The 26,243-nt window shown below is 52.1% G+C and carries 18 protein-coding genes; 9 read left to right on the top strand and 9 right to left on the bottom strand.

The window, feature by feature from the left end:
- Positions 1–13 precede the first annotated feature (13 nt).
- Positions 14–1,519 (bottom strand): Do family serine endopeptidase, encoded by a 1,506-nt coding sequence (locus DCW36_RS20130; protein WP_114782597.1) that lies wholly within the window; start codon positions 1,517–1,519, stop codon positions 14–16.
- 356 nt (positions 1,520–1,875) lie between these two features.
- Here DCW36_RS20130 and DCW36_RS20125 point away from each other — a divergent pair, with 356 nt between their 5' ends.
- The 5 genes from DCW36_RS20125 (at position 1,876) to DCW36_RS20105 (ending at position 12,325) form a co-directional block, all read left to right on the top strand.
- Positions 1,876–2,589, top strand: coding sequence for a fasciclin domain-containing protein (locus DCW36_RS20125; protein ID WP_114782596.1), 714 nt, complete (start codon positions 1,876–1,878; stop codon positions 2,587–2,589).
- A 217-nt stretch (positions 2,590–2,806) separates the two neighbouring features.
- Positions 2,807–6,199, top strand: a complete 3,393-nt coding sequence (locus tag DCW36_RS20120; protein ID WP_114782595.1) for a UvrD-helicase domain-containing protein — start codon at positions 2,807–2,809, stop codon at positions 6,197–6,199.
- 203 nt (positions 6,200–6,402) lie between these two features.
- A complete protein-coding gene (locus DCW36_RS20115) occupies positions 6,403–8,649 on the top strand; it encodes an ATP-binding protein (protein WP_114782594.1) in 2,247 nt (748 codons plus the stop codon).
- A 16-nt stretch (positions 8,650–8,665) separates the two neighbouring features.
- Complete coding sequence (locus DCW36_RS20110; protein WP_114782593.1) at positions 8,666–9,085, top strand: VOC family protein; 420 nt, start codon at positions 8,666–8,668, stop codon at positions 9,083–9,085.
- Between the two features lie 333 nt (positions 9,086–9,418).
- Positions 9,419–12,325, top strand: a complete 2,907-nt coding sequence (locus DCW36_RS20105) for a PD-(D/E)XK nuclease family protein (protein WP_114782592.1) — start codon at positions 9,419–9,421, stop codon at positions 12,323–12,325.
- Between the two features lie 103 nt (positions 12,326–12,428).
- Here the strand turns inward: DCW36_RS20105 and DCW36_RS20100 are convergent, their stop codons facing one another.
- The 6 genes from DCW36_RS20100 to DCW36_RS20075 all read right to left on the bottom strand — a co-directional run bounded on the left by DCW36_RS20100 (position 12,429) and on the right by DCW36_RS20075 (position 18,633).
- Complete coding sequence (locus DCW36_RS20100) at positions 12,429–13,547, bottom strand: ABC transporter permease (protein WP_114782591.1); 1,119 nt, start codon at positions 13,545–13,547, stop codon at positions 12,429–12,431.
- A complete protein-coding gene (locus DCW36_RS20095; RefSeq protein ID WP_114782590.1) occupies positions 13,544–14,650 on the bottom strand; it encodes an ABC transporter permease in 1,107 nt (368 codons plus the stop codon). The genes DCW36_RS20100 and DCW36_RS20095 overlap by 4 nt, the downstream gene beginning before the upstream one ends.
- A gap of 77 nt (positions 14,651–14,727) precedes the next feature.
- The gene (locus DCW36_RS20090) at positions 14,728–15,474 is read right to left on the bottom strand and encodes an ABC transporter ATP-binding protein (protein ID WP_114782589.1); all 747 of its coding nucleotides are present in this window, start codon (positions 15,472–15,474) and stop codon (positions 14,728–14,730) included.
- Positions 15,474–16,400 carry an ABC transporter ATP-binding protein gene (locus DCW36_RS20085; RefSeq protein WP_114782588.1) on the bottom strand — a complete coding sequence of 309 codons (927 nt, stop codon included), beginning with the start codon at positions 16,398–16,400 and terminating at the stop codon, positions 15,474–15,476. Before DCW36_RS20085 ends, DCW36_RS20090 begins: the two co-directional genes overlap by 1 nt.
- Positions 16,397–17,353 (bottom strand): HlyD family secretion protein, encoded by a 957-nt coding sequence (locus DCW36_RS20080; protein ID WP_114782587.1) that lies wholly within the window; start codon positions 17,351–17,353, stop codon positions 16,397–16,399. The genes DCW36_RS20085 and DCW36_RS20080 overlap by 4 nt, the downstream gene beginning before the upstream one ends.
- Positions 17,354–17,370: 17 nt before the next feature.
- A complete protein-coding gene (locus DCW36_RS20075; RefSeq protein WP_164891200.1) occupies positions 17,371–18,633 on the bottom strand; it encodes a TolC family protein in 1,263 nt (420 codons plus the stop codon).
- 585 nt (positions 18,634–19,218) lie between these two features.
- Here DCW36_RS20075 and DCW36_RS20070 point away from each other — a divergent pair.
- Together DCW36_RS20070 and DCW36_RS20065 are read left to right on the top strand one after the other, a co-directional pair.
- Positions 19,219–20,274, top strand: coding sequence for an N-acetylmuramoyl-L-alanine amidase family protein (locus tag DCW36_RS20070; RefSeq protein ID WP_114782585.1), 1,056 nt, complete (start codon positions 19,219–19,221; stop codon positions 20,272–20,274).
- Between the two features lie 110 nt (positions 20,275–20,384).
- Positions 20,385–21,140 carry a metallophosphoesterase gene (locus DCW36_RS20065; RefSeq protein ID WP_164891199.1) on the top strand — a complete coding sequence of 252 codons (756 nt, stop codon included), beginning with the start codon at positions 20,385–20,387 and terminating at the stop codon, positions 21,138–21,140.
- Here the strand turns inward: DCW36_RS20065 and DCW36_RS20060 are convergent.
- Positions 21,130–24,099 (bottom strand): T9SS type A sorting domain-containing protein, encoded by a 2,970-nt coding sequence (locus DCW36_RS20060; RefSeq protein ID WP_114782583.1) that lies wholly within the window; start codon positions 24,097–24,099, stop codon positions 21,130–21,132. The two genes, DCW36_RS20065 and DCW36_RS20060, sit on opposite strands and share 11 nt — an antisense overlap.
- A gap of 47 nt (positions 24,100–24,146) precedes the next feature.
- Here DCW36_RS20060 and DCW36_RS20055 point away from each other — a divergent pair, with 47 nt between their 5' ends.
- On the top strand, positions 24,147–24,398 hold the full coding sequence (locus tag DCW36_RS20055) for a hypothetical protein (RefSeq protein WP_125185410.1): 252 nt from the start codon (positions 24,147–24,149) through the stop codon (positions 24,396–24,398).
- Between the two features lies 1 nt (position 24,399).
- Positions 24,400–24,789 (top strand): DUF983 domain-containing protein, encoded by a 390-nt coding sequence (locus DCW36_RS20050; protein WP_114782582.1) that lies wholly within the window; start codon positions 24,400–24,402, stop codon positions 24,787–24,789.
- Positions 24,790–24,876: 87 nt separating this feature from the next.
- Here the strand turns inward: DCW36_RS20050 and xylA are convergent, their stop codons facing one another.
- Positions 24,877–26,208, bottom strand: coding sequence for a xylose isomerase (xylA, locus tag DCW36_RS20045; protein WP_114782581.1), 1,332 nt, complete (start codon positions 26,206–26,208; stop codon positions 24,877–24,879).
- Positions 26,209–26,243: the final 35 nt, after the last annotated feature.

Raw genomic sequence — 26,243 nt, 5'->3', positions numbered from 1 at the left:
AAGATCGTTTTTGTTATTTTTCAATTGGATAATAAGCCTTCAGGCCATCCGGGTATACCCCTTCGAGGTAAACCACGCCCCCATCGAAATTCTGCAGGTATTTTTCTACGTCAGCAGGCTGTTTTACAGGCTGTTTATCGATACGGGTAATGATAAAGCCGTCTTTCATGCCGGTTTCGCGGAACTTGCTGCCCCGAACGTTGGCAATTTTAGCCCCTCCGTTTATGCCCAGTTTGTTCATCTCCTGCTGGCTGACAGCTTCGAACGTAGCGCCTTCAAACTTCACGGAACTGGCTTTGCTACGCTTCACCAGTTCGGTGCTGTTGTTCATGTTTTTAAGTGTAACATGGGCTGTTTTCTCATTCCCGTCGCGCAGGAACGCAACTTTTACTTTGTCGCCAGGCCGGTAACGCGCCACCTGCTCCAGCAACTGCGACGATTTAGTTACGGCAACACCGTTGATGGCAGTAATTACATCGCCCGGTTTCAGGCCGGCCTCCTGCGCGCCGCTATTGGCCGCCACATTTGCCAGGTACACCCCATCCAGGGTTTTCAGATTTTTTTCTTTTGCAAAGGCAGCGTCAATCTCCCGGATCTCGGCACCTAACAAGGCACGCTGTACTTCACCATACTTCAGCAGGTCATCCACTACCTTACTTACAATAGAAGAAGGCACGGCAAACGAATAGCCTGCAAAGGAACCGGTCTGCGAGGCAATGGCGGTGTTGATACCTACCAGGTCGCCGTTCAGGTTAACCAACGCGCCCCCGCTGTTACCAGGGTTTACAGCTGCATCCGTCTGGATAAACGATTCGATGCTATACTTTTGCTCCGGGTTATTCGAGCGAAGCAGGTCAATACTACGGCCTTTGGCACTTACGATACCGGCAGTAACCGTAGAGGTAAGGTTCATCGGGTTACCCACTGCCAGCACCCACTCCCCTACACGCAGGTCGTCGGAATTTCCGTAGCGTACCACCGGCAGGTTTTCAGATTTTATTTTGAGCAGCGCAATATCGGTCGTTGGGTCCGTTCCGACGAGCGTCGCTTCAAATGTGCGCTTATCGTCCAGCACTACTTCTATTTTATCTGCTTTGTCGATTACGTGGTTATTGGTAACGATATAGCCGTCGGAGGCAATAATTACGCCTGAACCGGAAGCTCGTTGCGGTCCCTGGGGCGCCTGCCGTTCAAAGCCATCGCCGAAGAACTCGCGCAGGAAAGGGTCCATTTGCCCGCCACCACGACTGGCTGTTCTGTTGGAATTATACTCCGTCATGACGTGCACTACAGCCGGGGTTGCTGACTGTGCCGCTTTCAGAAAGTTCAATCCTTCCGGAACCACAGGCGTGCTGCTGCGCATGTCGCTGGTATAGCGCACCTGCGGAAACCGCATTTGCTCCTGTATCACCTGACTGAATTCCGTAGTACCTTCTGAGAGTTTATAACCGCCTACAGCAATACCGCCACCCAATAAGGCGGAAAGCGTAAGGCCGGCAAAAAATTGTTTAGATTTCATTTAATATAATATTTAAAATTTAATAATATAATTGAACCTGTTTGATATAGATATATAACTGATTATAAGTTTACTACATTGTTTACATTGGTTTCATAATTCTATTTTCAAATACTGTACCAAAATACAGGAGCTATTAAAAATTATATTCCTGCCATGAAAAAAGATGATAAATGTGAAAAGATATTTGAAAAACACTATCACCGGCAAATGATGGGTCTTAAAATGCAGGCAATAGGACTATATTGAGTGCAATAAACTGCAGTAGTTGTAACAAAATTGCTAAATATCAGTTAAGTATAAAATGACGATTAATTTTTGTCTTTATCTTTTAACAAGAACAAAACTATTAAGCTATGAAAAAGATGTTTTATAAACCTTTAGCAATAATGACGTTTGCCTCCTTTACCATGTTTGGCTGCGCCAGCTCTGACAGCACTGATACAACTGCCATGGACAGCACCATGAGCGAATCAGCAACGATGGCAGGTAGAGTGGATGAAAGTGAAGATGTGGATGCTCTTATTGTAGAAGAAAAAGTGGTGGTGCCTATTGCTACTTTATCTGTAACTGCCTTATCGATGGAAAATACCATTGAAGTTGATGATATGTTCGAAGACATTGACGATACCGAGCAGTATGATGTGATGTCGCTGGCCAGGACCAGTCCAAACCTGAGCACCTTTGTGAAACTGGTGGAACAGGCTGAGCTGGAAGAAGGCATAGAGCACCTGGAAAAAGTAACGCTTTTTGCTCCTACCAACGAGGCCTTTGCCAAAATGCCTAAAGCAGAACTGGAATCCCTGCTGATGCCTGAAAACAAAGCCATGCTTTCCAGGATGTTACAGGCCCATTTTCTGCCTTCAGAAGTATCTTCGCTGCGCTTGGCAGATAATGACCGCATCCGTATTTCTGAAGATTCCTACATTCCGATCTCAACCGATGCAGCCGGTACTTCCGCCACCGTTGGCGGCGCACGCCTGATCAAAAGCGATATCGAAGCCTCGAATGGCAGAATTCATATAATTGACAATGTAATAGTGCTAAGCCAGGATGTCCGTAAGGAATAAAACCAAAAGTAAGTAAGTTTATTATTTCCACCAACTACAAGAGAGGTTGCCCCAACAGGCAGCCTCTTTTTTGTGCCTTTTATTTTGCTGTACCAGCCTCCACTCCCGCTGCTTTGCGCCTTTCCCTTACCTGAGAACATATAATCCCCTGAATCCATTAGCACATTAAATCCTCCTGCCTTATCTTTATAAATCCTTCATAACTGGACCTCTGCCTATGCCATCTGTCTTTAAAATATACTCCTCCTCTGCCGGCTCCGGTAAAACCTACCACCTCACCAAGGAATACCTGAAACTGGCCCTGCACTCGGCCAACCCGGACTACTACCGCTCCATACTGGCCATCACCTTCACCAACGATGCCGCTGCCGAAATGAAAGAACGCATTTTGGGAGCGCTACGGGAGTTTAACGAAGAACACCTGCCCGAGAGGGCAAAGCAGAAAAGCGAAAACCTGCTGGAGGATATTACGGCCGACCTGCAGGAGGAGTACCCGGAGGAGCACCTGGACAAGGAGGAAATCAGGCAGCGGGCACAAAAGCTTTTCCGGCAGATACTCTACAACTACTCCGACTTCTCGGTGAGCACCATCGACAGCTTTGTGAATAAAATTGTGCAGGCCTTTGCCCACGAGCTGAAAATCCCGCTTAACTTCGAGGTGGACCTGGACTCGCAGACGCTGCTCAGCACGGCCGTCAGCCTGCTGCTCGACAAAGTATCGAACCGGAAAGACGACCTGCTGTCGCAGACGCTGGAGCAGTTTGCCCTCGAAAAAGCCGGCGAAGGCAAAAGCTGGAACATGCTGTCGGAAGAGCTGACCAGCTTTGCCAACAACCTGCTCAACGAGCAGGTGTACGAGGCGGTGACCGACCTGCAGCAGCTCTCGCTGGAAGATTTCAAAGCCATCCGGAAGCAGCTGTTCGGCCTAAAAGAAGAAATAGAGCAGGCGGTACAGGAGGCGGCCCGGCAGGCGCTGGACCTGATAGCACAAGCCGATGTGGCTCCCGAAGACTTCTTTCGCGGCAAGACCGGCATCTACAGCTACTTCAACACCTGGCTCAACAAAGTAGACCTGAATTATGGCAACAGCTTCGCCCGCACCACCGTGACCGACGACAAATGGTATGGCGGTAAAGCCAGCACCTATGCCAAAAGCCAGATAGACAGCATCAAACAGCAGCTGGCGGAGCTCTACGAGCACATCGAGGACATCAAGGAGAAGTTTTCCGGTACTTATTCGCTAATTCAGGCGGTGGTGCCGCACCTGTACAAGGTGTCGGTGCTGAACGAACTGGAGAAATGCCTGCAGGAAATAAAGCAGGACAAGAACACGGTACACATTTCGGAGTTCAACAAGCGCATCATCGACATTGTGCTGCACGAGCCGGTGCCTTTTATTTACGAGCGGCTGGGCGAAAAATACAACCACATCCTCATCGACGAATTCCAGGATACCTCAGTGCTGCAGTGGAACAACCTGCTGCCGCTCGTAGAGAACGCCGTGGCCTCAGGCCACTTCAGCATGGTGGTGGGCGATGCGAAACAGGCCATCTACCGCTGGCGGGGCGGCGAAATGGAACAAATCCTGCACCTCTACAAAGGCAGCACCCGCAACCTGTATGAGCACCGGCGGCAGCGCACGCTGCTGGAGGAGCGTTACGAGGGCATTAACCATGCGCTCTCCCCTGAAAACCTGCAGTTCAACTACCGCAGCCGCTCCGAAATAATTCAGTTCAACAACGAGCTGTTTTCCTTTATCAGCCAGGGCCACAAGGAGTACGGCATCTTCACTTCCATTTATGATGAAGGTTTTCAGCAGCGGGTACCGGAAAGCGGCCGCAGCGGCGGGCATATTCAAATCATGTTCACCTACGACGGCGACACCAACTACCGCTACAACCTCAGCAGCTGCCGCCGCACCGAAGAACTGCACGAAGGCTACACCCGCCCCGAAAGCGGCAGCTATGACGAAAACATGCTCAACCTGGTGCTGCAACTCGTGCGGCAGGCAGAATCAGACGGCTACAGCTGGAAAGATATCGCCATCCTGAGCCGCACCAACATCAAAAGCAGGCTTGTGGCCAACTTCCTGAAAGAAAAAGGGTTCGATATTATCTCACAGGACTCGCTCTCGCTGCAGTTTGCCGAGGTCATTAACCTGGTGGTGGCGATGTTCCGGGTATTCAACCGTCCTAACGATGCCCTGGCCAAGTCGGAGGCGCTGTACCTGGTGTGCAAAGTCGTGCTGGAAACCCTGCCCGACGTAACCATGACGCAGGCCATTGCCCGCATCGCCAACGAGCCGGACCCGGAGCCGTTTTTTGAGCAGCTGCGCGTTTTTGGTTTTGATGTGCAGGAGCGGGAAACGGGCAACCTCTCGCTCTACGAGCTCACCGAAAAGCTTATCCGGGTGTTCAGTTTGCTGGACCATAACAACGAGTGCGATTACCTGTTCCGTTTCCTGGACCTGGTGCTTGAATACAGCCTCAAGCACAGCAACAACCTGAACAACTTCCTCTCCTACTGGGACCAGCAGAAGGAGAAGCTCAGCATCAACACACCCAAAGACCGCAACGCCATCACCATCACGAGCATCCACAAATCCAAAGGACTGGCTTACCCGGTGGTCATCATCCCCTTCGCCGACTGGAGCACGCAGCCCAAAGCAGGTTCGCTTATGTGGAGCCAGCTGCCCGACGAGGTAAGCGTAACCGGAAAGCTGCGGAGCGTGGCGGTTAACATCAGTTCCAAACTGGAGACAACCGTGCTCGGCGAGCAGTACAGCACCGAAATCGAAAAGACGTTCATCGAAAACCTGAACATGCTCTACGTGGCCCTCACCCGCCCCATCGACCGGCTGTACCTTATCGGCAACGGCCGGGATTTGCAGGAGGAAAACAAAATGCCGAAACTCGACGGGCCTGTGCGCAATACCAGCCACCTGCTGTACCGCTACCTGGTGCACAGGGAGCTGTGGCAGCCGGAGCAATTCTGTTACCAACTGGCGCAGGGCGAGCCATTTGCGCAGCAGCACCGCAACACAAGGCACGATACGTACCAGCTGCAGTACCTCGTCGCTACCGACTGGGCACAGCGACTGCAGCTGAAACAACATGCCAACAGCGTGTTCGATTTCGAGACACAAGCCAAACAAAGAGCGGTCAATAAAAAACTGCATTACGCCCTTTCCCGTACTGTAACGGCGCCACAGCTGAACACGGTGCTGCGGCAGATGGTATACGAAGGCATTATCAGTGAGCGCGAGAAGCCTGCCCTGCATAAACGCCTGCAGGAAGTTATCCGCCACCCGAAACTGAAGCATTATTTTTCGGACAAGGTAATAGTGGAGCACGAGAAAGAGCTGCTCGATGCCCGCGCCTACCTCTACAAACCCGACAGGGTGGTGTTTGACGGTACGCAGGTGGTGCTGCTGGAGTTTAAGCTCCCGCCACCAGCGCCTGAGCACCGCTTTAAGCTCGACCATTACGCCGTTCGGTTTAAGCAGCTGGGCTACGAACAGGTAAAGTGCATCCTCTACTATTTCGATACCGAGCAAGTGATGGAGTGGAAATACGACGGTAAATCAAAGCAGATAGGACTGGCCCTGTAGCCGGCACGGCAGCGTATTTTCACGTCAATTAAAAGATATTTACCCATCTTTACGTTTACAGGCTGTATAGCCACCCCTTTTTAGTTTAAATCATTTTAAGGTAAAGCAACTGCAAGCTGCTGTTTTACCTATTGTACCACAACAACATAGGAGCCGCCTCCTGCACCAGGCATACAGGTGTCAGGAGGCAAAATAACACCAGCATGCAAAATTATCAGAACCTGAAAGTTGACCTTTCTAACTGCGATGTAGAGCCTATCCACCTGATAGGCAGAATACAGCCGCACGGTTTCCTGCTGATACTCAGCCAGGATACCCTGGCGATAGAACAGGTAAGCGAAAATATTGAGGCATATTTTGGAGTAGCACCGGAAAAATTACAGGGCCGCACGCTCGGCCAGATCTGCACCCCGGAAGAATACCACACACTGGAAATCCAGCTTCGCAATGCCGATAAAATGAACCCGCAGCTCCTCACGCTGCAGGGTAAGCTGTATTTTGGTTTTATCCATCCATCCGAAGATAAGATTGTAGTAGAGTGCGAGCCCTATACGCAAAGTACCGAAAAACAGCGCCTGGAAAGCACGTTCATTTTTTCCGAATTTCAATCAAAGCTCAACAGCCTTAATTCGCTGGAAGAGCAGGCTAACCTGCTGGTGGAGTACGCGCAGGCCATACTCGATTACGACCGGGTAATGCTGTATGCCTTTGACCCGGAGTGGAACGGTGAAGTAATTGCCGAAAAAATAAAACCTGGCGTCACTTCTTACCTGCACCACCACTTCCCGGCTACCGATATTCCGGCGCAGGCCCGGGCGCTGCTGGTGCAAAAACATGTGCGGCAGATTCCGGATGCCAATGCGCAACCCCTGAATATTGTGCCGTACCTGAACCCTGCTTCCGGAAAACCCAGCAACATCCTGCGGTCCGAGCTGCGCAACCCGTCGGAGCTGCACCTGGAGTTTCTGCGCAACATGAACGTACGCGCCACCCTGTCGGTGTCGGTTATGGTGAAAGGAGAGCTGTGGGGGCTGATAAACTGCCAGAACGAAACGCCGGTTTTAAAGAACTACTGGCAACGCCAGACCTGCAACCTGGTAGCCAAGGCTTTTTCAAATGCCATCCTGGCCAGCGCCGAAAAACGCGACCTGGTAACGCTGGAGAAGTACAGGCAGGCTGAAAACAAACTGATGGAACAGGTACATAAAACCGGAAACATCTGCGAAGGACTGCTCAAGCAGCAGCTCACACTGCTCAACATTTCGGAAGGTACCGGTGCTGCCCTGTTTTTCGAAAATGAATTGTTCCTTATCGGCAGTACGCCTTCCGAAGTTCAGGTGCTGGAACTGCTGGCGTGGCTGCAGGAGAACCGGGATGAGCAGATTTTCCATACCAGGCAGCTGTCGAAGGCTTTTCCTCCTGCTGCCGCTTACCAGGAGCAGGCTAGCGGGCTGCTGGCCCTTGAAATATCGCGGTTCAGCAAATCCTTCATTCTTTTCTTTAAGCCTGAAATAAAAGAAACCCGCATCTGGGCAGGCAACCCCGAAAAACCGGTAGCAGGTGCCGACCAGCTCATCCACCCGCGCAAATCTTTTGAAAAATGGGTGGAAGTGGTGAAAGGAAAATCTGTGTCCTGGAGCCTGAGCGAAATCGAAATTGGCCAGTTGCTGCAAAAGGATATCATTGCTTACGTGCTGCGTAGTCAGGCAGCCAGGTTACGTGAATTAAATTCCGAATTGCGTACCTCCGCCGAAGAGTTGCATCTAAAAAATCAGCGTCTCGAAGATTTTGCCCACATTATTACCCACAACCTTCGCTCGCCCATGAGCAATATCCGGGGCCTCTATAATTTATACCAGGCAGAACCCGACCCGGAAACAGGCGCTGAAGTGATGAAGCGCATGCATGTGGTCATCAACAACATGGCAGCGACCATCGACGACCTGAACCTGATTTTACGGGCGGCGCTCGAAAAGCAGCTCCCCAGCCAGCCCGTGCGCCTGCTAGAAGTTATCGAAAAAGAAAAGCAGAACCTGGAGGCCGTTATCCGCGAAACGAACGCCGACATTCAAACAGACCTGGAGGTGCAGGAAATCACAGTTCCCAAAGTTTACCTCGAAAGCATTCTGCACAACCTGCTCTCCAATGCGCTCAAGTACCGCGCCGATAACCGGAAACCCGTTATCCGGATTAAGTCGTGGCGGGAGCAGGACTGCTGCTGCCTGTCTGTGTCGGACAACGGGCTGGGCATGGACCTGCAGAAAGTGGGAAACAAGGTATTTGGCCTCTACAAAACCTTTCACGCCAACAAAGACTCCAAGGGCCTTGGCCTCTACCTCACCAAGCTGCAGGCCGAAGCGCTGGGTGGTAAAATTGAAGTTACGAGCGAGCCGGACAAAGGCACTACCTTTACTTTAAAGATAGGCGGCAAAACAAATAAGGAACAATAAGTTACAAATCAGAAGAATGGAACAGCGCTTAACCCTTATCACCCTCGGCGTAAAGAACCTGCAGCGGTCGAAGGCTTTTTACCAGCAGGTGTTTGGCTGGAAACCAACAGCAGCCAGCACCGAAGGTGTCGTGTTTTTCCAGCTCAACGGCATACAGCTGGCCCTGTTCCCGCAGGAGTCGCTGGCCGACGATGCGGGAGTGTCTTCCGAAGGGAAAGGCTTCAGGCGATTTGCGCTCGCGCACAACGTACGATCGGAGCAGGAAGTGGACGAGCTCGTAACGCTGCTGGAACAAAAAGGCGCCACCGTCCTGAAACGGCCTGAAAAAGCCTTTTGGGGCGGCTACTGCAGCTACATTGCCGACCCGGACGAAAACCTCTGGGAAATAGCCTACAACCCGCACCTGCCCCTGGATGCGGCGGGGAATGTGCTTTAGTTATTGGCAAGGACATAATTGCGTATCGTAGGGGTACCCTTTACGGGTACCCAATCGTTAGTGAGTTGGAAAGTTTATCATTGTTCTGCTCCTGTCTCCATTGCCTCACCACTACTTATTAATCCTAAACTATAGCGATTCCAAAGAGGCAAATAGACCATGTAACAAATATCAAACAAAAATAATTTTTAACCGGGAGTAGTAGCAATGGAGACTGGTGCAGAATAACTTTTAAACGCCTCACCAACAATTGGGTACCCGTAAAGGCTACCCCTACGATTTTCAAACATGACCTCCCCAATAACGAATAACCAGTAACTAATAACCAAACACGTGCAGACATTCCTGGAGCTAACGGCGAAATACGTTTACGAGAAGTACAAAGAAAATATCAGCGAACTGTGCATTGTGCTGCCATCGCGGCGGGCGAGCTTTTTCTTTAAGAATGCGCTGGCGCAGGCAGCACCGGAGCCCATCTGGTCGCCGGAGGTGTCGGGTATGGAGGATTTTATTTGCCGGCTGGCGAAGACGGATGTGCTGGAGCCGATCAACCTGCAACTGGAGCTGTTTGACCTGATGCGGGAGCAGGACCCGCTGCTCGACTTTGACCACTTCGTGACCTGGGGCGGCACCCTGCTGGAGGACTTCAGCCGTATGGACCAGAACCTGGTGAACACCGACAAGCTGTTTGACTACCTGACCGAGGCCAAGGCGCTGGAGCGCTGGGACCCGAAATTCCTGGGGAAAGAATTTTCGCCACGCATCAAAAAGTACTTCAGCCTCTGGGACAACATTGGCAAAACCTACACCAACCTGAAAAAACGCCTCCAGCAGCACAAGCAGGCTTACCCGGGCATGGCTTTCCGGAAAGTAGCCGAAAACATCGACAGCATCGCACGGGAAGGCGGCTGCTACCAGTATATCTTTATCGGCCTGAATGCCCTCACCAGGTCGGAAGAAGTCATCATCAAGGCGCTGCTGCGGCACAACAAAGCGGAGGTGCTGTTCGACTCCGACGATTTTTACATGGAACCCGACACGCCCAACCGAGCCGGAAGCTTCCTGCGCAAGTACAAAAGCACCTGGAACCTGCCGGAGTGGCGCTGGCAACAGAACCTGCTTTTAACGGATGCGAAAGAAATCAACGTGATCGGCGTGGCCAATGCCAGCATGCAGGGGAAGCTGGCGGGCCAGCTGCTGCAGGAGATTCGCCGCGAGCAGAAGCACGCACAAACCGCCATCATTCTACCTGACGAAACGCTGCTGCTGCCCGTGCTGCACTCCATCCCCGACGAGGTGCCGAATTACAACGTGACCATGGGCCTCAGCTTTAAAGGCACTTCGCTGTTCAACCTCATCGACCTGCTGTTCGAGGTGCACCTGACGGGCGTGACGCAGCTGCAGGAAAGCGGCTACAAAGTGTACCAGTACCACCATATGTCGGTGAGCAAGCTGCTCTCCCACCCTTTTATTCGCCGCTACGAGCTGTACCTGAACGACCAGCCGGAGCAGGCCAGGTACCATGGCTTTGTGCAAAAGGTCCTGCAGCAGATCGTGGATGATAACCGGGTGCTGGTTACGGCGCAGGATCTGCTGGAACTGGGGCAACTGCATCCGCTGTTTGAGACGCTGTTTAAAACCTGGCGCGACTGCGACGACATCCTCGCTGCCCTGTACCACCTCATCGATATGCTGCGCGAGGTCTACAGCCACCAGCCCAATACCATCGAAACCGAGTACCTGTACATTTTCTACACGCTCGTTAAGCGCCTTGATACCATTTTTGATTGCCGCGAACACAAGATTGGCGTACGCAGTTTCCGGAAGTTCCTGTATGAGCTGATTGGCTCTACCCGCCTGCCCTTCAGCGGCGAACCTATTTCGGAAGTACAAATCATGGGGATGCTCGAAACGCGTGCGCTCGACTTTGAGAACCTGATCATCCTGTCGGTAAACGAGAATACACTGCCGGCGCCCAAGCGCCACGAGTCGCTGATGCCGTACGATGTGCTACGGGAATTCGGGCTGCCAACCTATTCCGAAACCGAAGGGGCTATGGCTTATAACTTCTACCGCCTGCTGCAACGCGCCAAACGCATCAACCTGCTCTACGTGCTCCCCTCCGATACCTATGGCTCGGGCGAGAAAAGCCGCTTTATCCTGCAGCTGCAAAACGACCTGGCCCTGCGCAACCCGAACATCCGGTTCCGTGATCTGACTGCCGCTGTAGAGCAAAAGCAACTGAAGGCGTATGAGGAAGACATCCGGATAGAAAAAGACCAGCAGACGCTGGAGCAGCTAAAGAATGAGCTGAAAAAAGGGCTCTACCCCTCGCACCTGAACATGTACATCAACTGTTCGCTGCAGTATTACTTCAGCCGCATTGCCAAAATACAGGAGACGGACGAGGTGGAAGAACAGCTGGGCACCGACAAATTCGGAACGCTGGTACACCAGGTGCTGGAAGATTTCTTTAAGCCTTTTGCCGAAAGCGGAAAGCCCATTGAAGTACGCGACGTGGAGCAGATGCTGCAGCAACTGCCCGGACAGGTACGGAAGGAATTTATCAGCGCCACCCGCGGCGCCACGCCCGACCGCGGCATGAACTACCTGCTCTACAAAGTAGCCATACAGGTGCTGGAAAAATATCTGAACAACCTGAAAAATTCGAAAGAGTTGCCGCTCTACGTGCTGCGCCTCGAAGAAACATTATCGGCCACCCTGCCGGTGCAGGTAGGTGACGAAGAGATCATGGTGAAGGTAGCAGGAAAAGCCGACCGCATCGACCTGACGGGCAACGAGCTGCGCGTGATCGACTACAAAACCGGTAAAGTGGAGCGCAGCCAGCTGGTGATCAAACCCGAAGACGCGGAACTGCATTTCACCACCGACCCCAAATACGACAAAGCACGGCAGCTCTGGCTGTATGAGTACATCCTGCAGCGCACACTGCAGCAGTCACCACAGTCGCTGCTGCGCAACGGACAGCTGGACCAACTGCCGGGCCTGCGTCCGAAGTCGGGTATTCTCTCGTTCCGCAACCTCGATGCGGGCGTGTTAACCTCTGAGTTTAATTTTGTGGAAGCGGATGGCGCCACGCCCAAAGAATTTTTAGCTGCCTCCGAAGCGCTGCTCTCCGATTTTGTACGCCGTATCCTGGACCCGGAGGAGCCCATCCGGAAAACGAATGACCTGGATGTGTGCCAGTGGTGCGCCTACAGGGGCATCTGTGCACGGTAGTGCCACAGCGAAAAGGCAGCGGCATCTTTTGTCAGCTGCACTGCGCCTGAAACTTCCGTTAAAATCTGCTGCACCTGCCACCAAAGCCGCTGCACCACATTTTCTATGACCGCTTCTGATAGCTTAGCACAGCCCATGTATTCAGTACCACGGCAAAGCCCAGCATGATCAGCAGCTGCTGCCTGATCTCGTGCAGCCCTGCCCCTTTCAGCACCACCAGCCGGATTACCTCGATGAAGTAGGCAACGGGGTTGAGGTAGGTAATGTAATGCGCCCATTTCGGCATACTTTCGATGGAGGTGTAAAGGCCGCTGAGCAGCACAAAAACCATCATCAGGAAAAAAGAGATCAGCATGGCCTGTTGCTGACTATCGGCGTAGGTAGACACGATCAGCCCCAACCCCATTAAAGCCAGCAGGTACACAGCAGCAAACACGTAAATTGTAAAAAAACTGCCTACCGGCGTAATGCCATAAAGCGCCCAGGAAATGATAAGCCCCGTCGTGAGTACGACCAGCCCCAGTATCCAGAACGGGATAAGCTTGCCAAGTATAAAAAGATGCTTCCGTATCGGCGTTACGTTTATCTGCTCCATTGTACCCACCTCCTTCTCCCGCACAATATTGAGCGACGACAGAAACGACCCAACCATCGTTACCAGGATCACCAGGATGCCCGGAACCATAAAGTTTTTGTAGTGCATCAGCGGGTTATACCAGTTAGTGGGCGTAACCTCGATCCTGGTTTCGGGGCTGAAGCGTGGCTGCTGTAACCATTTCAGGCGTATTTCCTGGTTGTAATCCTGGATGATGGTGCGGAGGTAGGCGCCCCCCAGGTTGGCTTTTACCCCGTTAATGGCATTGATCGACATGTACAACATCGCTTCATTTTCCCGTACCAGCGTCCGCTCAAACCGGGCCGGAATCTCCAGGATCAGATCTGCCCGGTCTTCTTCCACCTCGTGCATGGCCTCGGTGTAGGAGGCAGTATAGGAGTTCAGCAGAAAATAGCCGGAGGCGGTGACCTTTTGCACCAGCTTCCGCGAGTACTCAGAACGGTCATGGTCTATCACGCTCAGGCGTATGTTCTTCATCTCGTAGTCGGCGGCCTGGGGCAGTATGATCAGCTGTATCATCGGTATTGCAAAAATTATCCGCAGGATAGCCTTGTCCCGGAAGATCTGCCGGAACTCCTTCTGAAGCAGAAACAGCAGTGTTCTCATGCCAGCCGGATTTTAAATGTTTTGATACTCATAAACAACAGAAACAGCAGCATACCAAACAGGATAAGCGTTTCCTTCCACACCGTTGCCAGACCGGTTCCCTTTATCATGACGGAACGCACAATGATATAATACCATTTGGCAGGAACCACATTGGAGATATACTGTAAAATACCGGGCATGTTCTCGATAGGAAACATAAAGCCACTGAGCATGATGGTTGGTAAAAACATGCCGGTTAGAGAAATAAACATGGCTGTCTGCTGCGAATTTGTTACGGAGGAAATAAACAACCCGAATGCCAGCGAGGTGAGCGTGAAAAGGATGCTTTCCAGCACCAGCAGCAGGAGGCTTCCGTTGATGGGCACATCCAGCACAAACACGCTCAGGAGCAGGATGGTAGCGATGTTTACCATGGAAAGCAGCATGTAAGGAACGGCCTTCGCCACTACTATTTTTAAGGGCTGCACCGGCGATACCAGCAGTACTTCCATCGTGCCTGTTTCCTTTTCGCGCACAATGGTAATGGCCGTCATCATGGTGCAGACCAGCATCAGCACCATCGCCATAACACCGGGCACAAAATTATAAGCTCCTTTCATCTGGGGGTTGTAGAGCATGCGGTATTCGGTTTTAATGGTATAAGGCAGCTTGCGCCCGTCAGTAATCCGCTCCAGGTAATCCATGATAATGGCAGAAGCATAGTTGGTAAGGGTGTTGGCCATGTTGGGATCGGAAGCATCGGCTATGAGCTGCACCTGTGCTGTATTCAGGTGCAACAGATCCGAGCTGAAATTCTGCGGCAGGATCACCGCCATGTGAATTCTGCCTGTCTTAAACTCCGCCTCCACCTCCTGGTAAGAGAGCAGGTATTTTTCTATCTCAAAATAGCGGCTTGCCTCCAGTTCGTTTATAAGCGAAGCAGAGGCCTCATCCTTGGCCATGTCTAGCACGGCAATCCGGGAGTTCTTTACTTCGTTGGTCAGGGCAAAACCGAAGATGATAATCTGCACCACCGGCATGCCCAGCAGGATGAACATCGTCCGGTGATCGCGGAAGATGTGGTAAAACTCTTTTTTTACAAAAGACAAGAACTGTTTCATCGGTTTACACTAAATTAAAGCCCTGAAAAATCAGCAGCACCTGCCACCACTGCCTCTGCACAGCTTCTACACAGCTTCTACTCCCCCGCCCGGGTGGCTTTCCTGGCAAGTTTTAAAAAAACCTCATCCATGGTGGATGCCTCAAACTGCTGCTTCAGGTTCCGGGGCGTGTCCAGGGCATCTATCCGGCCATCTACCATTATCGAAACACGGTTACAGTATTCGGCCTCGTCCATGTAGTGGGTTGTTACAAAAATGGTGATTCCTGCCTCAGCCGCTTCGTAAATCATGTTCCAGAACTCCCGGCGGGTTACGGGGTCCACGCCACCGGTTGGCTCATCCAGGAACACAATCTCCGGCTCATGAAAAATGGCTACCGAAAAGGCCAGCTTCTGTTTCCAGCCCAGCGGCAGCGACTTTACCAGCTTGTTTGCCTCCTCCTGCAGGTGTAGTTGCAGCAGCAGCCGCTCTGTTTTATCCTTGATAAACCGGTTGCTTTTGCCGTAAATCCCGGCATAAAACCGGATGTTCTCGCGCACCGTCAGGTCTTCGTAAAGCGAAAATTTCTGGCTCATGTACCCGATGCTGCGTTTGATCTGCTCGGTTTGCCGGTAAACATCAAAACCTGCCACGGTGGCCTTCCCGTCAGTCGGGATGGAAAGGCCGCACAGCATGCGGATGGCTGTGGTCTTGCCGGCACCGTTGGCACCCAGGAAGCCGAAAATCTCCCCTTTCTCCACCTCAAACGAGATGGCATCCACGGCTGTAAAATCTCCGAAGCGCTTGGTCAGCCGGTCTGTCGTAATCACTTTTTCTCTTTCCATCAGGAGGTTGTCTTCATCAGGGCAATAAAACAATCTTCTATATCGGGCTTTGCTGTTTTAAGCTCAGGCTGCCCGTGCCCCTGTTGCTGTAAATAGGCCAGCAGCGCTTCCTCCGTCGTTCCGGGTTTCAGCACGGCGTGGTGGTATTCGCCAAAAGGATAGCTATCGACCAGCCCCGAAAACCCTTTCAGGTCCTTGAGCAGGCGAAACATGTTTTCTGCCTTCACCGCCACCAGGGCTTTACCATAGTTGCAGGTAATGCCTTCGGGCGTGTTAATGGACATAATGGCGCCGTTTTGTACCAGTGCCACGCGGTCGCAGCGGCTGGCTTCGTCCATGTAAGGTGTGGAAACCAGGATGGTAATGCCCTGGCTCTTAAGCATGCGCAGCATTTCCCAGAACTCCTTCCGCGACACGGCATCCACACCCGTCGTGGGCTCGTCGAGGAACAGCACCGTGGGCCGGTGGATGAGCGCGCAGCTGAGTGCCAGTTTCTGCTTCATGCCACCGGAAAGCTTTCCCGCCCTCCGGTTTTTGAATGGTTCGATGTGCGCGTAAATATCCTTTATCAGATCATGGTTTTCCTCGATCGTGGTGTTGAAGATGGTTGCGAAAAACTCAAGGTTTTCTTCCACTGTCAGGTCCTGGTAAAGCGAGAAGCGGCCCGGCATGTAGCCTACCCGGTGCCGGATGTCTTCGTAGTTCTTTACCACATCAAAACCGTCTACCTCCGCCCTTCCGCTATCAGCCAGGAGCAGCGTTGTCAGGATACGGAAGAGCGAGGTTTTGCCGGCACCGTCAGGACCGATGATGCCAAACAATTCCCCGGGCGCCACTTCAAAGGAAACGCCTTTAAGCGCCTGCGTCACTTCCTTTTTAGTGCCATAGGTCTTCACCAGGTTTTCGGCTATCACAGCTGCTTTCATTTCTCCTCCTGTGCTTGCGGAAATACAACTTCGCCGTACATGCCTATTTTCAGGTAGCCGTCATTTTTCACCTGTACCTTCATGGCATACACCAGGTTGGCCCGTTCGTCTTTTGTCTGGATGGTTTTGGGGGTGAACTCTGCTTTATCCGAGATCCAGGTAATGGTACCGGGAAACTCCCTGTACCCTTCTTCCTGGTCTATAAACACCTTTACCTGCTGCCCCAGCCGCACCTGTGGTAACTGGCTGCCGGTAATGTAGGCGCGCAGCGTGAGCGTGGTAAGGTCGGCAATCTTGTAAAGGGCTTTTCCTGCAGCCGTAATTTCGCCCTGCTCCGCATACTTATCTAGCACGGTGCCGCTGATGGGGTTGGTGATGCTGGCATTGCCGAGCTGGTCTTCTAACTGCGCTACGCGTTTCTCCAGTGGTTTCTGCTCGCTCAGGATTCCCCGGTTCTGGGTGGAGGTAGTGGTATGCTGCACCCTGATCTGTTGCTGCGTAACCTGCATCTGCCCTTTCAGCACCTCTATCTCTGCTTCGATATCGTCGAGCTGCTTGCCTGTGGCGGCATCGGCAGCCAGCAGGTTCTGTATGCGTTGCTGTTCACGCTCCAGGGTAGCCAGCTGCGATTTTTGCACGGCCAGCTGGTCCCGCAGCAGTTTTAGCTGCGGCTGCACATCCATCGTTTTTTCCTGCAGCGCGCCAATGCTTGCTTCCACCTGCTCCTTCTGCAGTGCCAGGTTCAGCGCATCAATCCGCCCGACAACCTTGCCTGCCGGCAACTGCTGCCCCTCCTCCACCGACAGCGAATCGATCCTGCCTGCCAGTTCAGCGGAAACAATCACTTCGTCCGCCTCAAAGGTACCTGTAGCATCAAATTCAGCGTCTTTATTGCCGCAGCCGGTAAGGGAAAGCCCGAATAGCAGCATAAATATAAGCGGTGTATTCTTCATAAATGTATACTTTCAGTTTAGTAGCCAAGCGTGGTTTTATAGTTGATTTTTGCCTGTAGCAGTTGCAGTTGGTGCAGGATAAGCGTTTGCCTTGCCTGGTCTTCGGCGTAGACTTCGCGCAGGTAATCGTTGGCGGTTATCACACCGTTCGTCAGTTGTGCGTTGGCGGCAGTTTTTACCTTTTCCCGCAGGGTAACTATTTCCCTGTCAGCTTCCAGCAGCTGCTGCAGTTTGTCTATCTCTGAAAGCTGCTGCGTTAGCTGTGCATTGGTGTTCAGCAGGAAAGTTTCGCGCTGCAGCTCTGTGAGTTGTTGGCTTACATCGATCAGGTTTTTATCGTTGCGGTAAGTATAGAAGTTGCCGAGGGACCAGTTCAGCCGCAGGCCCCCTATATACCACCAATCCGCCTTATTCAGCAGGAAGTTAAGGCCCGGCTTGCCGTAGCCGCTTTGCCCGAACAGGCTGGTTCTTGGCATGTTGCGGGCCAGCAGCAACTTATTCTGCTGCTCCAGCAATGTCTGTTGGCTGGCATATAGTTTAAGTTCGGGCCGCTGTATCTGCTTGTGATCATACACTTCTGTTGCAGCAGGGGTGGCAAGTACAACGTTTTCATCAAGCGGCTCTCCCAGGTACAGCCCAAGCGTTTGTAAGGTAGCGTTACGGGATGCCTGAAGTTCTGCAAGGCGCTGGTTGTTCTTCAGCAGTTCAGCCTGCAGCAGGTATAAATTAGACATAAAGCTGACACCATTCTTTACCTGCGCTTCCACTTTCCGGATGCCTGTCTCCAGGTCCTGCTGTACCAGTTTTACCTGTTCCAGCTGCCCGTCGAGCAGCAGGATGCCCAGGTAGAGCTGGTTGACGTGGTCGCGGAGTTTGTGCAGTTCTACTTCTACTTTCTGCTCTTCCAGCACTGTATTGAGCTGTTCTACTTTCTTCTGCTGCCGTATCAGGCCACCGTCATACACTACCTGGCTCACATCGGCGGTTAGTTTATACTGTTCTTTAGGGGGCGTGGGAATCTCCAGGTTCGGCAGTCTCACGGGCACCTCCGTTACATCTGACTGGTGCGTGGCCTGTCCGATGAAGGCCAGTTGCGGCAGATAGCCTCTGTTCAGGTTCTCAAGCGTATACTCCTCTGCCTGCCGGAGCAGGGCGCGCTGCCTGGTGATGGGGTAATTTTGCTGTGCCAGTTCCTGTGCCTGCTCCAGGGTAAGCAACTGGATTTGTTGCGCTCGGAGTGCACCCGGCACCAAACCTGCAAGTAAGAATAACAGTTTCACTATACTGCTTAAAAAAATGTATAACCGCACCATATCTTCAGAAGGAATTGATTAATTATACTATTCACTTTTACGCAGCTCTTGCGTTAGAGCATGTTTAAATAAGAGGAAACTCAGCCAAAATATACCTAATGCCGGATAATGGCAGGACCTGCCGTAGTGATGTTGTTCTACCGCTCCTGCGGATTTCCGCCAGCCTGGTTTAACTGGGTTAAGCGAACTACTTTTGTTTGAGCCAGGAAATCCAGCATGGCAATAGCAATAGCCTCCTTACCCGTGACATGATGGTAAATGGCACTTTCAGCAGCATTTAAATCTTGATATCAATTAAATACTATTTTAATAATAAGCTTCTGTGTTGTTTATGGAAATTAGGCCTTTATTCCTTCCTGCTTCAGCGCTTTTGTGTAAATTTGTGCAAAGCCAAACGTTCTGCAGAATTTTCGTCAGAGAATATTTGCCTAACAGATTCGTTCAGGCTATAAACCGGTACTGCCCGGGAAGCAACCTTACGGCAGCTTTCGTTGCTTTGTATTTCACGCTTAATTGATTCTTAGTACGTACGCCAGTTTTGACGTTATGCCCATGAATTCCAAGTTGTTACGTTTCTTTTTTTTCCTGTTTTTCTTTTCTTTTGTCAGCTTTCAGTCCTTCAGCCAGTCCGACTATTTAGAAGCAGTTGCCCAAAAAGGCGATGGCATCTTTAGCATCCTGCGGCGGCACGGGCTGGACTTTGCACAGTACCAGGAGGCCTTTTTGAAACTGAACGAAGACAAGTTGGGCAAAAACAAGGGATTGATTGCGGGTAAAAAGTACCTCCTGCCCCCAAAAGAGGCGGCTACCAGTTCTGCTGCAGCTGCCACCAAAGCCTCTGCTGCTGCTACAAAGGCGGCAAGCCGCAAAGGCATGGACCCGTCGCTCTTCGGCAAAAAATACGAGCAGGTGACCGTGCGAAACCAGCAACTGCAGGGGGCTGTCTATTACCTTTCAGCCGGCCATGGCGGACCCGACCCGGGAGCTGTCGGGAAATACGGTTCTTATTCGCTTCCGGAAGATGAATATGCTTACGATGTAACGCTGCGGCTGGCACGCCGCCTGATGGAACACGGCGCCACGGTTTACATGATCATCCAGGACCCGGACGATGGGATTCGGGATGAGGCCATCCTGAAGCTGGACCAGGACGAAGAAACGTACCCGGGCAAGACCATTCCGCTGAGCCAGAAGTACCGCCTGCGCCATCGCATCGATGCGGTAAACAAGCTGCACGCGCAGCACAAGGGCGCTTACCAGCGCATGCTGGCCATTCACGTAGACAGCCGCAGTGCCCGGAAAAACATCGATGTTTTCTTTTACCATTACGAAACCAACCCGCATGGCAAACGGCTGGCCGATAACATCCACCAGACCTTTACCGATAAATACAAACGCTACCAGCCCTACCGCGAATATTCCGGCAATGTATCGCACCGCAACAACCTGTATGTGGTAAAGTACTCACAAGTTCCAACTGTTTTTATTGAATTGGGTAATATCCGGAACAGCTTAGACCAGCGCCGCTTCGTGATTGCCGACAACCGTCAGGCGCTCGCCAACTGGATATGCGACGGCATTATAGCAGATTATAAGTCCCGTGATTAGTACTGTACAATAAACACAGCAGCAGCGGCTGTGGTGGCAGCTGCTGCAGATAGTGGAGGCATCCTAAGCGTCGTCAGACGAGTATGAAGTACAACAACCGGTACTTACGCATGAGACGATTTGTGACATCCGACAGCCATGGCGGCTGCAAAGCCCTGCAGCAGTGCCTGGAAAAGAGCGGGTTTGATAAGGAGCAGGACCTGCTCATTTTCCTGGGCGATGTGGTGGATGGCTGGCCTGAAACAAAAGAAAGCATCGACTTGTTGCTCACGGTCCGCAACCTGGTATACCTGCTGGGCAACCACGATCAATGGGCCATGAATTACTATGCGGGTAAAATGGATGATGTGGCGTACGAGCAGGAGCTCTGGCTAAGCCAGGGAGGAGAAGCAACAGTAGCCTCGTATGGAGTGGGCAAGCAAATGCCACAGGAGCACCTGACCCTGCTGCAGCAGGCAAAGCTGTTCCATCTTACAAAAGATAACAAGCTTTTCGTACATGCCGGCTTCGATACCCATAAGCCTCTTGAAGCCACCGATGCCCATTACCTGCTCTGGGACCGCAGTTTTGTTTCGCATTACTACAAACTGCACCGCGACAACATGCCCTTCACCATTGCAGCTTACCAGGAAGTGTACATCGGCCACACCCCTACCATCGCCCTGAGCAGCCAACAAACCCTGCCGCTCCGGATGGGAAACATCATCCTGACAGACACCGGAGCCGCTTTTACCGGCCGCCTTTCCATCCTGGACATCGACAGCAAAGAAGTGTGGCAGTCGGATCCGGTGATGACGCTCTACCCGGATAGTCCTGGCCGAAATGGCATCAGCTGGAATGAACTGAAGGGAAAAGCTAGCGCCTGATTACCAGCTTCCGTGTCTCGGATACCGGCTGCCCCGCCAGGTCGAATGCCTGCAACAAATACAAGCCAGGCGGCAGCTGAGCGGTAATAAGTTCTGCCTGCTGCCTGAATACCTGTTGCCGGAGCAGCTGGCCATTTGCATTGAGTAATTTAACCAGCACTTCTTTGGCCGGATCGGCGAAGCTCAGGCGGACGGAGCCGTCTGCGGGAACAGGTGAAACCGACAAAAGTTGCGATGCCGCTTTGCCCAGTATGGCAATAACGGGAGAGAATGTATAAGTTCCATCGTGGTCGAGCTGCTTCAGGCGGTAATAAGCAGTAGTTGCCGGTGCCAGCACATCTGCAAAGGTATAGGTTTGAAGTACCGAAGAAGTACCTTTCCCATTTACAAAGCCAATTATTTCAAAGTTATCCGCACCTTCGGCTTGTCGCCAGATCTCAAATCCCTGGTTGTTGGTTTCAGAGGCTGTTGTCCAGTTTAATAGCACCTGCCCGGTTTGTCGCTTGCCGCTGAACTGTGCCAGCCTTACCGGTAAGGGATTCTGTATGCCCAACACCGTTCCGCGGACTGTTACCTGAAATTGAGCCGGACCGCTGAACGTGATGGCCAGGGTGTTAGTGGCTGTATCAAAAACCTGGCTGCTGATAGTACTCCCGGTAACGGTAAGAGGCTCCTCCTCCAGTGGCACCGTCAGTACGGTAGCCCGGCTGGTATAGCCGTTGAACTCGGTATCACTCTTCTTTTGCCAGCTGATGGTGGCCCGCTTCGTGGACTGAAGGATGGACCTGGTGCCATACTGCAGACTCCTGCCCTGCTCCACGAACGCCTGCGCAAAATTTCCTGCCGAATCAAGCGAGAAAAAAGTGAGCAGGGCATCAGATGAAACAGTTTCCGGGAGGCTGCTGTGCACAACGGTGCTGCTGTCGTCCTGGGCAAATGCCAGATCCTGGTAACCTCCTTCTGCCGCACGAAGGGCGGCCGTTTGCGCATTGCTCACCGTTTTTACTGAAGCTGTTTCTTCCGTAAACGGGTGGAGCAGGGACAAAAACTGTGTCTGCGCCACATTGCTTTTATGCACCTGGTAGGTGGTGTGGCTTTCGGTGGTGTTGTAGGTAAGCTCGTGGGCACCGGTTACTTTGCCGTAAGACGACGCGCCTCCTGTTGCCGTAACATGGGCCTTCAGGTTTACACCGTTCTTCTGCCAGATGCCTTTGTGGGTGGCAAGGCTGTCGGTAAAGGTGCCGGTGGCGGCTGTGCCTCCTTCCAGCCCGTAGCCATGCAACTGCCAGGTAAAGGTACGTGAGCTGGAGGAACTGACGAAATCTGCCATCAGGTAGTAAGCGTTGCGCACAAAAATGGTCTTCCGGGTAATATTTGCCGATTGGTAAGCCGTGCGTACTTCCCCATAGCTCAGCTTCTCGGTGCTGAAGGTGTTCTGGATAAAAGCCTCGGCATCGTTAGTACTCCCTGAACTTCCGATTACTGGTCCTGCGCCGTCTGCCAGAACCAGGTTATGATGTACACCGTCTCCTACTTCGCCACGGCGGGTACTGCTAAGGTATCCCGGGTCCAGCGCCAGCAGCTGTCCTTTGGCCTGCAGGATAAAACTGCCGGCATCGCCGTGGTTGTGGCCACCGGTAACCGTTTGTGCAAGTCCGTTTTTCCCGTACACGTGCAGGTAGTTGGCCAGCGAGTCGTTGCCGGAGCGGAAAACAAGGTTACCGCTTACCGGCAAGGCTGTGAGGCGTGCGTTTTCGGGCGTTGTAAAATCCAGATTGGCAGCCAGGAAAGCGGCGCGCATATCCACGGTAATGCTTCGCAGCTGCGCCACCAGCGAGTTGAGCTGTGTGGGTGCCAGGTTAGAAAAGTACATCGGATTTACATAGCGGCTTTTCCCGGTAAGGGCAAGCTCGGGCATTCCCATGTCGATGTAGGAGTCTTCCAGCGCCGGGTAACGGCCATCGGGCATCTGAATTGCGGTTATCCAGTCGTAGAGCAGGTCGTAGGACGGATCGTAATACGGGTTCCGAATGCTGCGGGAGCTGCTGTTGTAGGTGTAGGTCAGGCTGCCGTCCGGCAGAAAATTGCCCATCGACCGGATGAACGGCAGGCAGTTCAGGAAAGCATATTTAAAGTAGTACGGGCCTTCGGCGTACCCCGCTACAGCACCAGGATTGGACTGACGGCTGGCATCACGCCACAGCACATTATCCATGTTATACAAACCGGTGTTAATCCAGTTTGTCGGTTGCAGCCATGCATCTGTTCCGCCCACATCATTTAAAACTACGGCCGATAATCCCAGCGCAGAGGATGTCATAAGGGAATGGTTGTTCTTTATGACATTAAAGAAATAGAGGCCCCAGGAGGCAGTAGTAGCATTTTTATACAAATTACCAGCAAAGGCCTGCAGTTTAGTCCGGCTTATTTCCAGCGATTCGACCGGCTCTCCTGCTCCACGTAACAGATCATAGGCTACCATGTAATCAATCAACTCTTTTGAGCGCCACTGCCATTCGGTATAGGAAGAGCTGAAAACAGAATAGGTTTCGACAGCGGTATTGATATTTTCGAGCAATAACTTTACGTTGCTTACAAACTTATCGCGATCTGTAGCAGAGAGTGTGGTGAGAGCGCCAGCAGAAGGTTTCCGGTCCATGAGCAGGACAAAAGCTGAGTTCTTGGCGAAAGTGGCACGGTTCCGTCTTTCGCTGGACGAGGTATTGCCGGCAGGGGGTGTCCCGTTGATACTGCTGTACAGGCCCGCGTAAATGGAATACCGGATCGGGGTGCTTAAGGAGGTTTGTACAGCTTCTACCTGCGTGGCTTTGAGCAGCGTGCGCGGGAAACTCAGATCTGCGCCCGGTGGATTCCAGCTACCGGTCTGGGCACAGGCCAGGCTCCAGCAGAACAGGCAAACCAGCAGCGCAGAAAGCCGGCGGTAAAGTGATGATTTCATGGGCTAAAAGTCGTAAATTCCTTAATCAGCAGTTACGTAAATGGTGAATGAAATATCGCCTTTCAGAGTTCCTTTATAGTGCTGAAAATCAGCAGAATTGCATTATTACCTTTACACAAGAGCTACACAAGAGCAAAATATTTCACAAAAGCCTGTTGTATTCTACACCTCCTGCCACCATTCCCTCTGCACAACAGCAACATGCCGAAAGCAATGAAAACAGGAGAAATTTTATCTTTTTGAGCCATAACAACCCGAACTTTGCTAACTTGTCGGCCACAGCTAAACCAGTCTTGTAACATGAGTTGGAAAGAAACAAAACTCTACAGCATACTTAATTTCAAGTGCCCCCGCTGCCACGAAGGCGATATGTTTGAAAAAGGCACCCTGTTCAATTACCGCAGGTTTTCCCGGATGAACGACAAATGTTCCTGCTGCGGCCAGACCTTTGAGCCGGAACCGGGATTTTACTACGGGGCCATGTTTATCAGCTATGGTTTCAGTACGGCTCTTTTTGTGCTTGTCTGGATCATGCTCAGTTTTCTGGTGGAGGAGGTAACGCTGACGATGATGGTTCTTACGCTGATCATTATTGTAGTAGGTTTGCTGCCCCTGACGTTCAGGCTATCGCGAAGCATCTGGCTTAACATCTTTGTGAAATACCAGGGGCCCTGCCAGCCGCAGAAATAGGCAAACCTGCCGGTATAAACCAAAAGAGGATCAATGCCTGTGGCACTGATCCTCTTTTGTTAAGCGATACCTTTATCTGGCTGAAAACTAGATAAACCGGTTGATGATGTTTTCCAGGTATTCCTGTTTTCCGCTTCTTACTTCCGGCTCTCCGTTTTCGATAGCAAAAGTACGAAGATCTTCCAGCGTCATCTTTCCTTCTTCAAAGGCTTTGCCTTTGCCGCTGTCGAAAGAGGCGTAGCGCTCTTCTCTGATCTTTTTGTAGTCGGAGTTCTGCAGTACCTTATCGGCTGTTACCAGTGCCCGGGCAAACGCGTCGGCACCACCGATGTGGGCGTAGAACAGGTCGGCCGGGTCGGTGGAGTTTCTCCTGATTTTGGCGTCGAAGTTCACACCACCGCCCTGCAATCCGCCGGCCTGCAGGATGATCAGCATCGCCTCTGTCAGTTCGTTGAGGTTGTTGGGGAACTGGTCGGTGTCCCAGCCGTTCTGGTAGTCGCCACGGTTGGCGTCGATGGAACCCAGCAGTCCCGCATCTGCCGCCACCTGCAGCTCGTGCTCGAAGGTGTGACCGGCCAGCGTGGCGTGGTTAACTTCAATGTTTATTTTAAAGTCGCCCAGCAGGTCGTACTGACGCAGGAAACCGATTACGGTAGCTGAATCGAAATCGTACTGGTGCTTGCTTGGCTCGGCTGGTTTTGGCTCGATGAAGAAGGTGCCTTTAAAGCCGTTTTTGCGGGCATAGTCGCGGGCGGTGTGCAGGAAGCGGGCCATGTGCTCCTGCTCGCGCTTCATGTTGGTGTTGAGCAGGCTCATGTAGCCTTCTCGTCCGCCCCAGAATACGTAATTCTCACCACCTAAGGCAATGGTGGCATCCAGAGCAGCCTTCACCTGTGCGCCGCCATGGGCTAATACATGGAAATCAGGGTTGGTAGAGGCGCCGTTCATGTAGCGTTTGTGCGAGAAAAGGTTGGCGGTGCCCCAAAGCAGCTTCACGCCACTCTCCTGTTGTTTCTGCTTCGCATACTCCACCATGGTCTGCAGGCGGCGCTCATTTTCCCTGATGTCGTCGGTATAATCCACCACGTCCACATCGTGGAAGCAGTAGTAGGGCAGGTTGATCTTGGTGATGAACTCAAAGGCAGCGTCCATTTTGTCTTTGGCACGCTCTACGGCGTCTGCTTTCTCATCCCAGGGGAAGACGTGGGTAGGGCCGCCGAAAGGGTCGGAGCCATTGCCGTTGAAGGAATGCCAGTAGGCCACGGCGAAGCGCAGGTGGTCTTTCATGGTTTTGCCAGCCACCACGCGGTTTTCGTCGTACCAGCGGTAAGCCAGCGGGTTACCCGACTCCAGGCCTTCGAACTTAATCTGCCCGATGCCTTTAAAATACTCTTTTTCTCCTAATACGATGTTTGCCATTTTCTTTCTTATGGTTATTGATGATGTTATAATTT

It is taken from the genome of Botryobacter ruber (assembly GCF_003347595.2).
Lineage (GTDB): Bacteria > Bacteroidota > Bacteroidia > Cytophagales > Hymenobacteraceae > Pontibacter > Pontibacter ruber_A.
This window is presented reverse-complemented; position numbering and strand designations above follow the sequence as displayed.

Bases quoted from the DNA above. Each gene is read 5' to 3' on its own strand.
- DCW36_RS20130 (WP_114782597.1), bottom strand. From the start codon at position 1,519: ATGAAATCTAAACAATTTTTTGCCGGCCTTACGCTTTCCGCCTTATTG.
- DCW36_RS20125 (WP_114782596.1), top strand. From the start codon at position 1,876: ATGAAAAAGATGTTTTATAAACCTTTAGCAATAATGACGTTTGCCTCC.
- DCW36_RS20120 (WP_114782595.1), top strand. From the start codon at position 2,807: ATGCCATCTGTCTTTAAAATATACTCCTCCTCTGCCGGCTCCGGTAAA.
- DCW36_RS20115 (WP_114782594.1), top strand. From the start codon at position 6,403: ATGCAAAATTATCAGAACCTGAAAGTTGACCTTTCTAACTGCGATGTA.
- DCW36_RS20110 (WP_114782593.1), top strand. From the start codon at position 8,666: ATGGAACAGCGCTTAACCCTTATCACCCTCGGCGTAAAGAACCTGCAG.
- DCW36_RS20100 (WP_114782591.1), bottom strand. From the start codon at position 13,547: ATGAGAACACTGCTGTTTCTGCTTCAGAAGGAGTTCCGGCAGATCTTC.
- DCW36_RS20095 (WP_114782590.1), bottom strand. From the start codon at position 14,650: ATGAAACAGTTCTTGTCTTTTGTAAAAAAAGAGTTTTACCACATCTTC.
- DCW36_RS20090 (WP_114782589.1), bottom strand. From the start codon at position 15,474: ATGGAAAGAGAAAAAGTGATTACGACAGACCGGCTGACCAAGCGCTTC.
- DCW36_RS20085 (WP_114782588.1), bottom strand. From the start codon at position 16,400: ATGAAAGCAGCTGTGATAGCCGAAAACCTGGTGAAGACCTATGGCACT.
- DCW36_RS20080 (WP_114782587.1), bottom strand. From the start codon at position 17,353: ATGAAGAATACACCGCTTATATTTATGCTGCTATTCGGGCTTTCCCTT.
- DCW36_RS20070 (WP_114782585.1), top strand. From the start codon at position 19,219: ATGAATTCCAAGTTGTTACGTTTCTTTTTTTTCCTGTTTTTCTTTTCT.
- DCW36_RS20065 (WP_164891199.1), top strand. From the start codon at position 20,385: ATGAGACGATTTGTGACATCCGACAGCCATGGCGGCTGCAAAGCCCTG.
- DCW36_RS20060 (WP_114782583.1), bottom strand. From the start codon at position 24,099: ATGAAATCATCACTTTACCGCCGGCTTTCTGCGCTGCTGGTTTGCCTG.
- DCW36_RS20055 (WP_125185410.1), top strand. From the start codon at position 24,147: ATGAAATATCGCCTTTCAGAGTTCCTTTATAGTGCTGAAAATCAGCAG.
- DCW36_RS20050 (WP_114782582.1), top strand. From the start codon at position 24,400: ATGAGTTGGAAAGAAACAAAACTCTACAGCATACTTAATTTCAAGTGC.
- xylA (WP_114782581.1), bottom strand. From the start codon at position 26,208: ATGGCAAACATCGTATTAGGAGAAAAAGAGTATTTTAAAGGCATCGGG.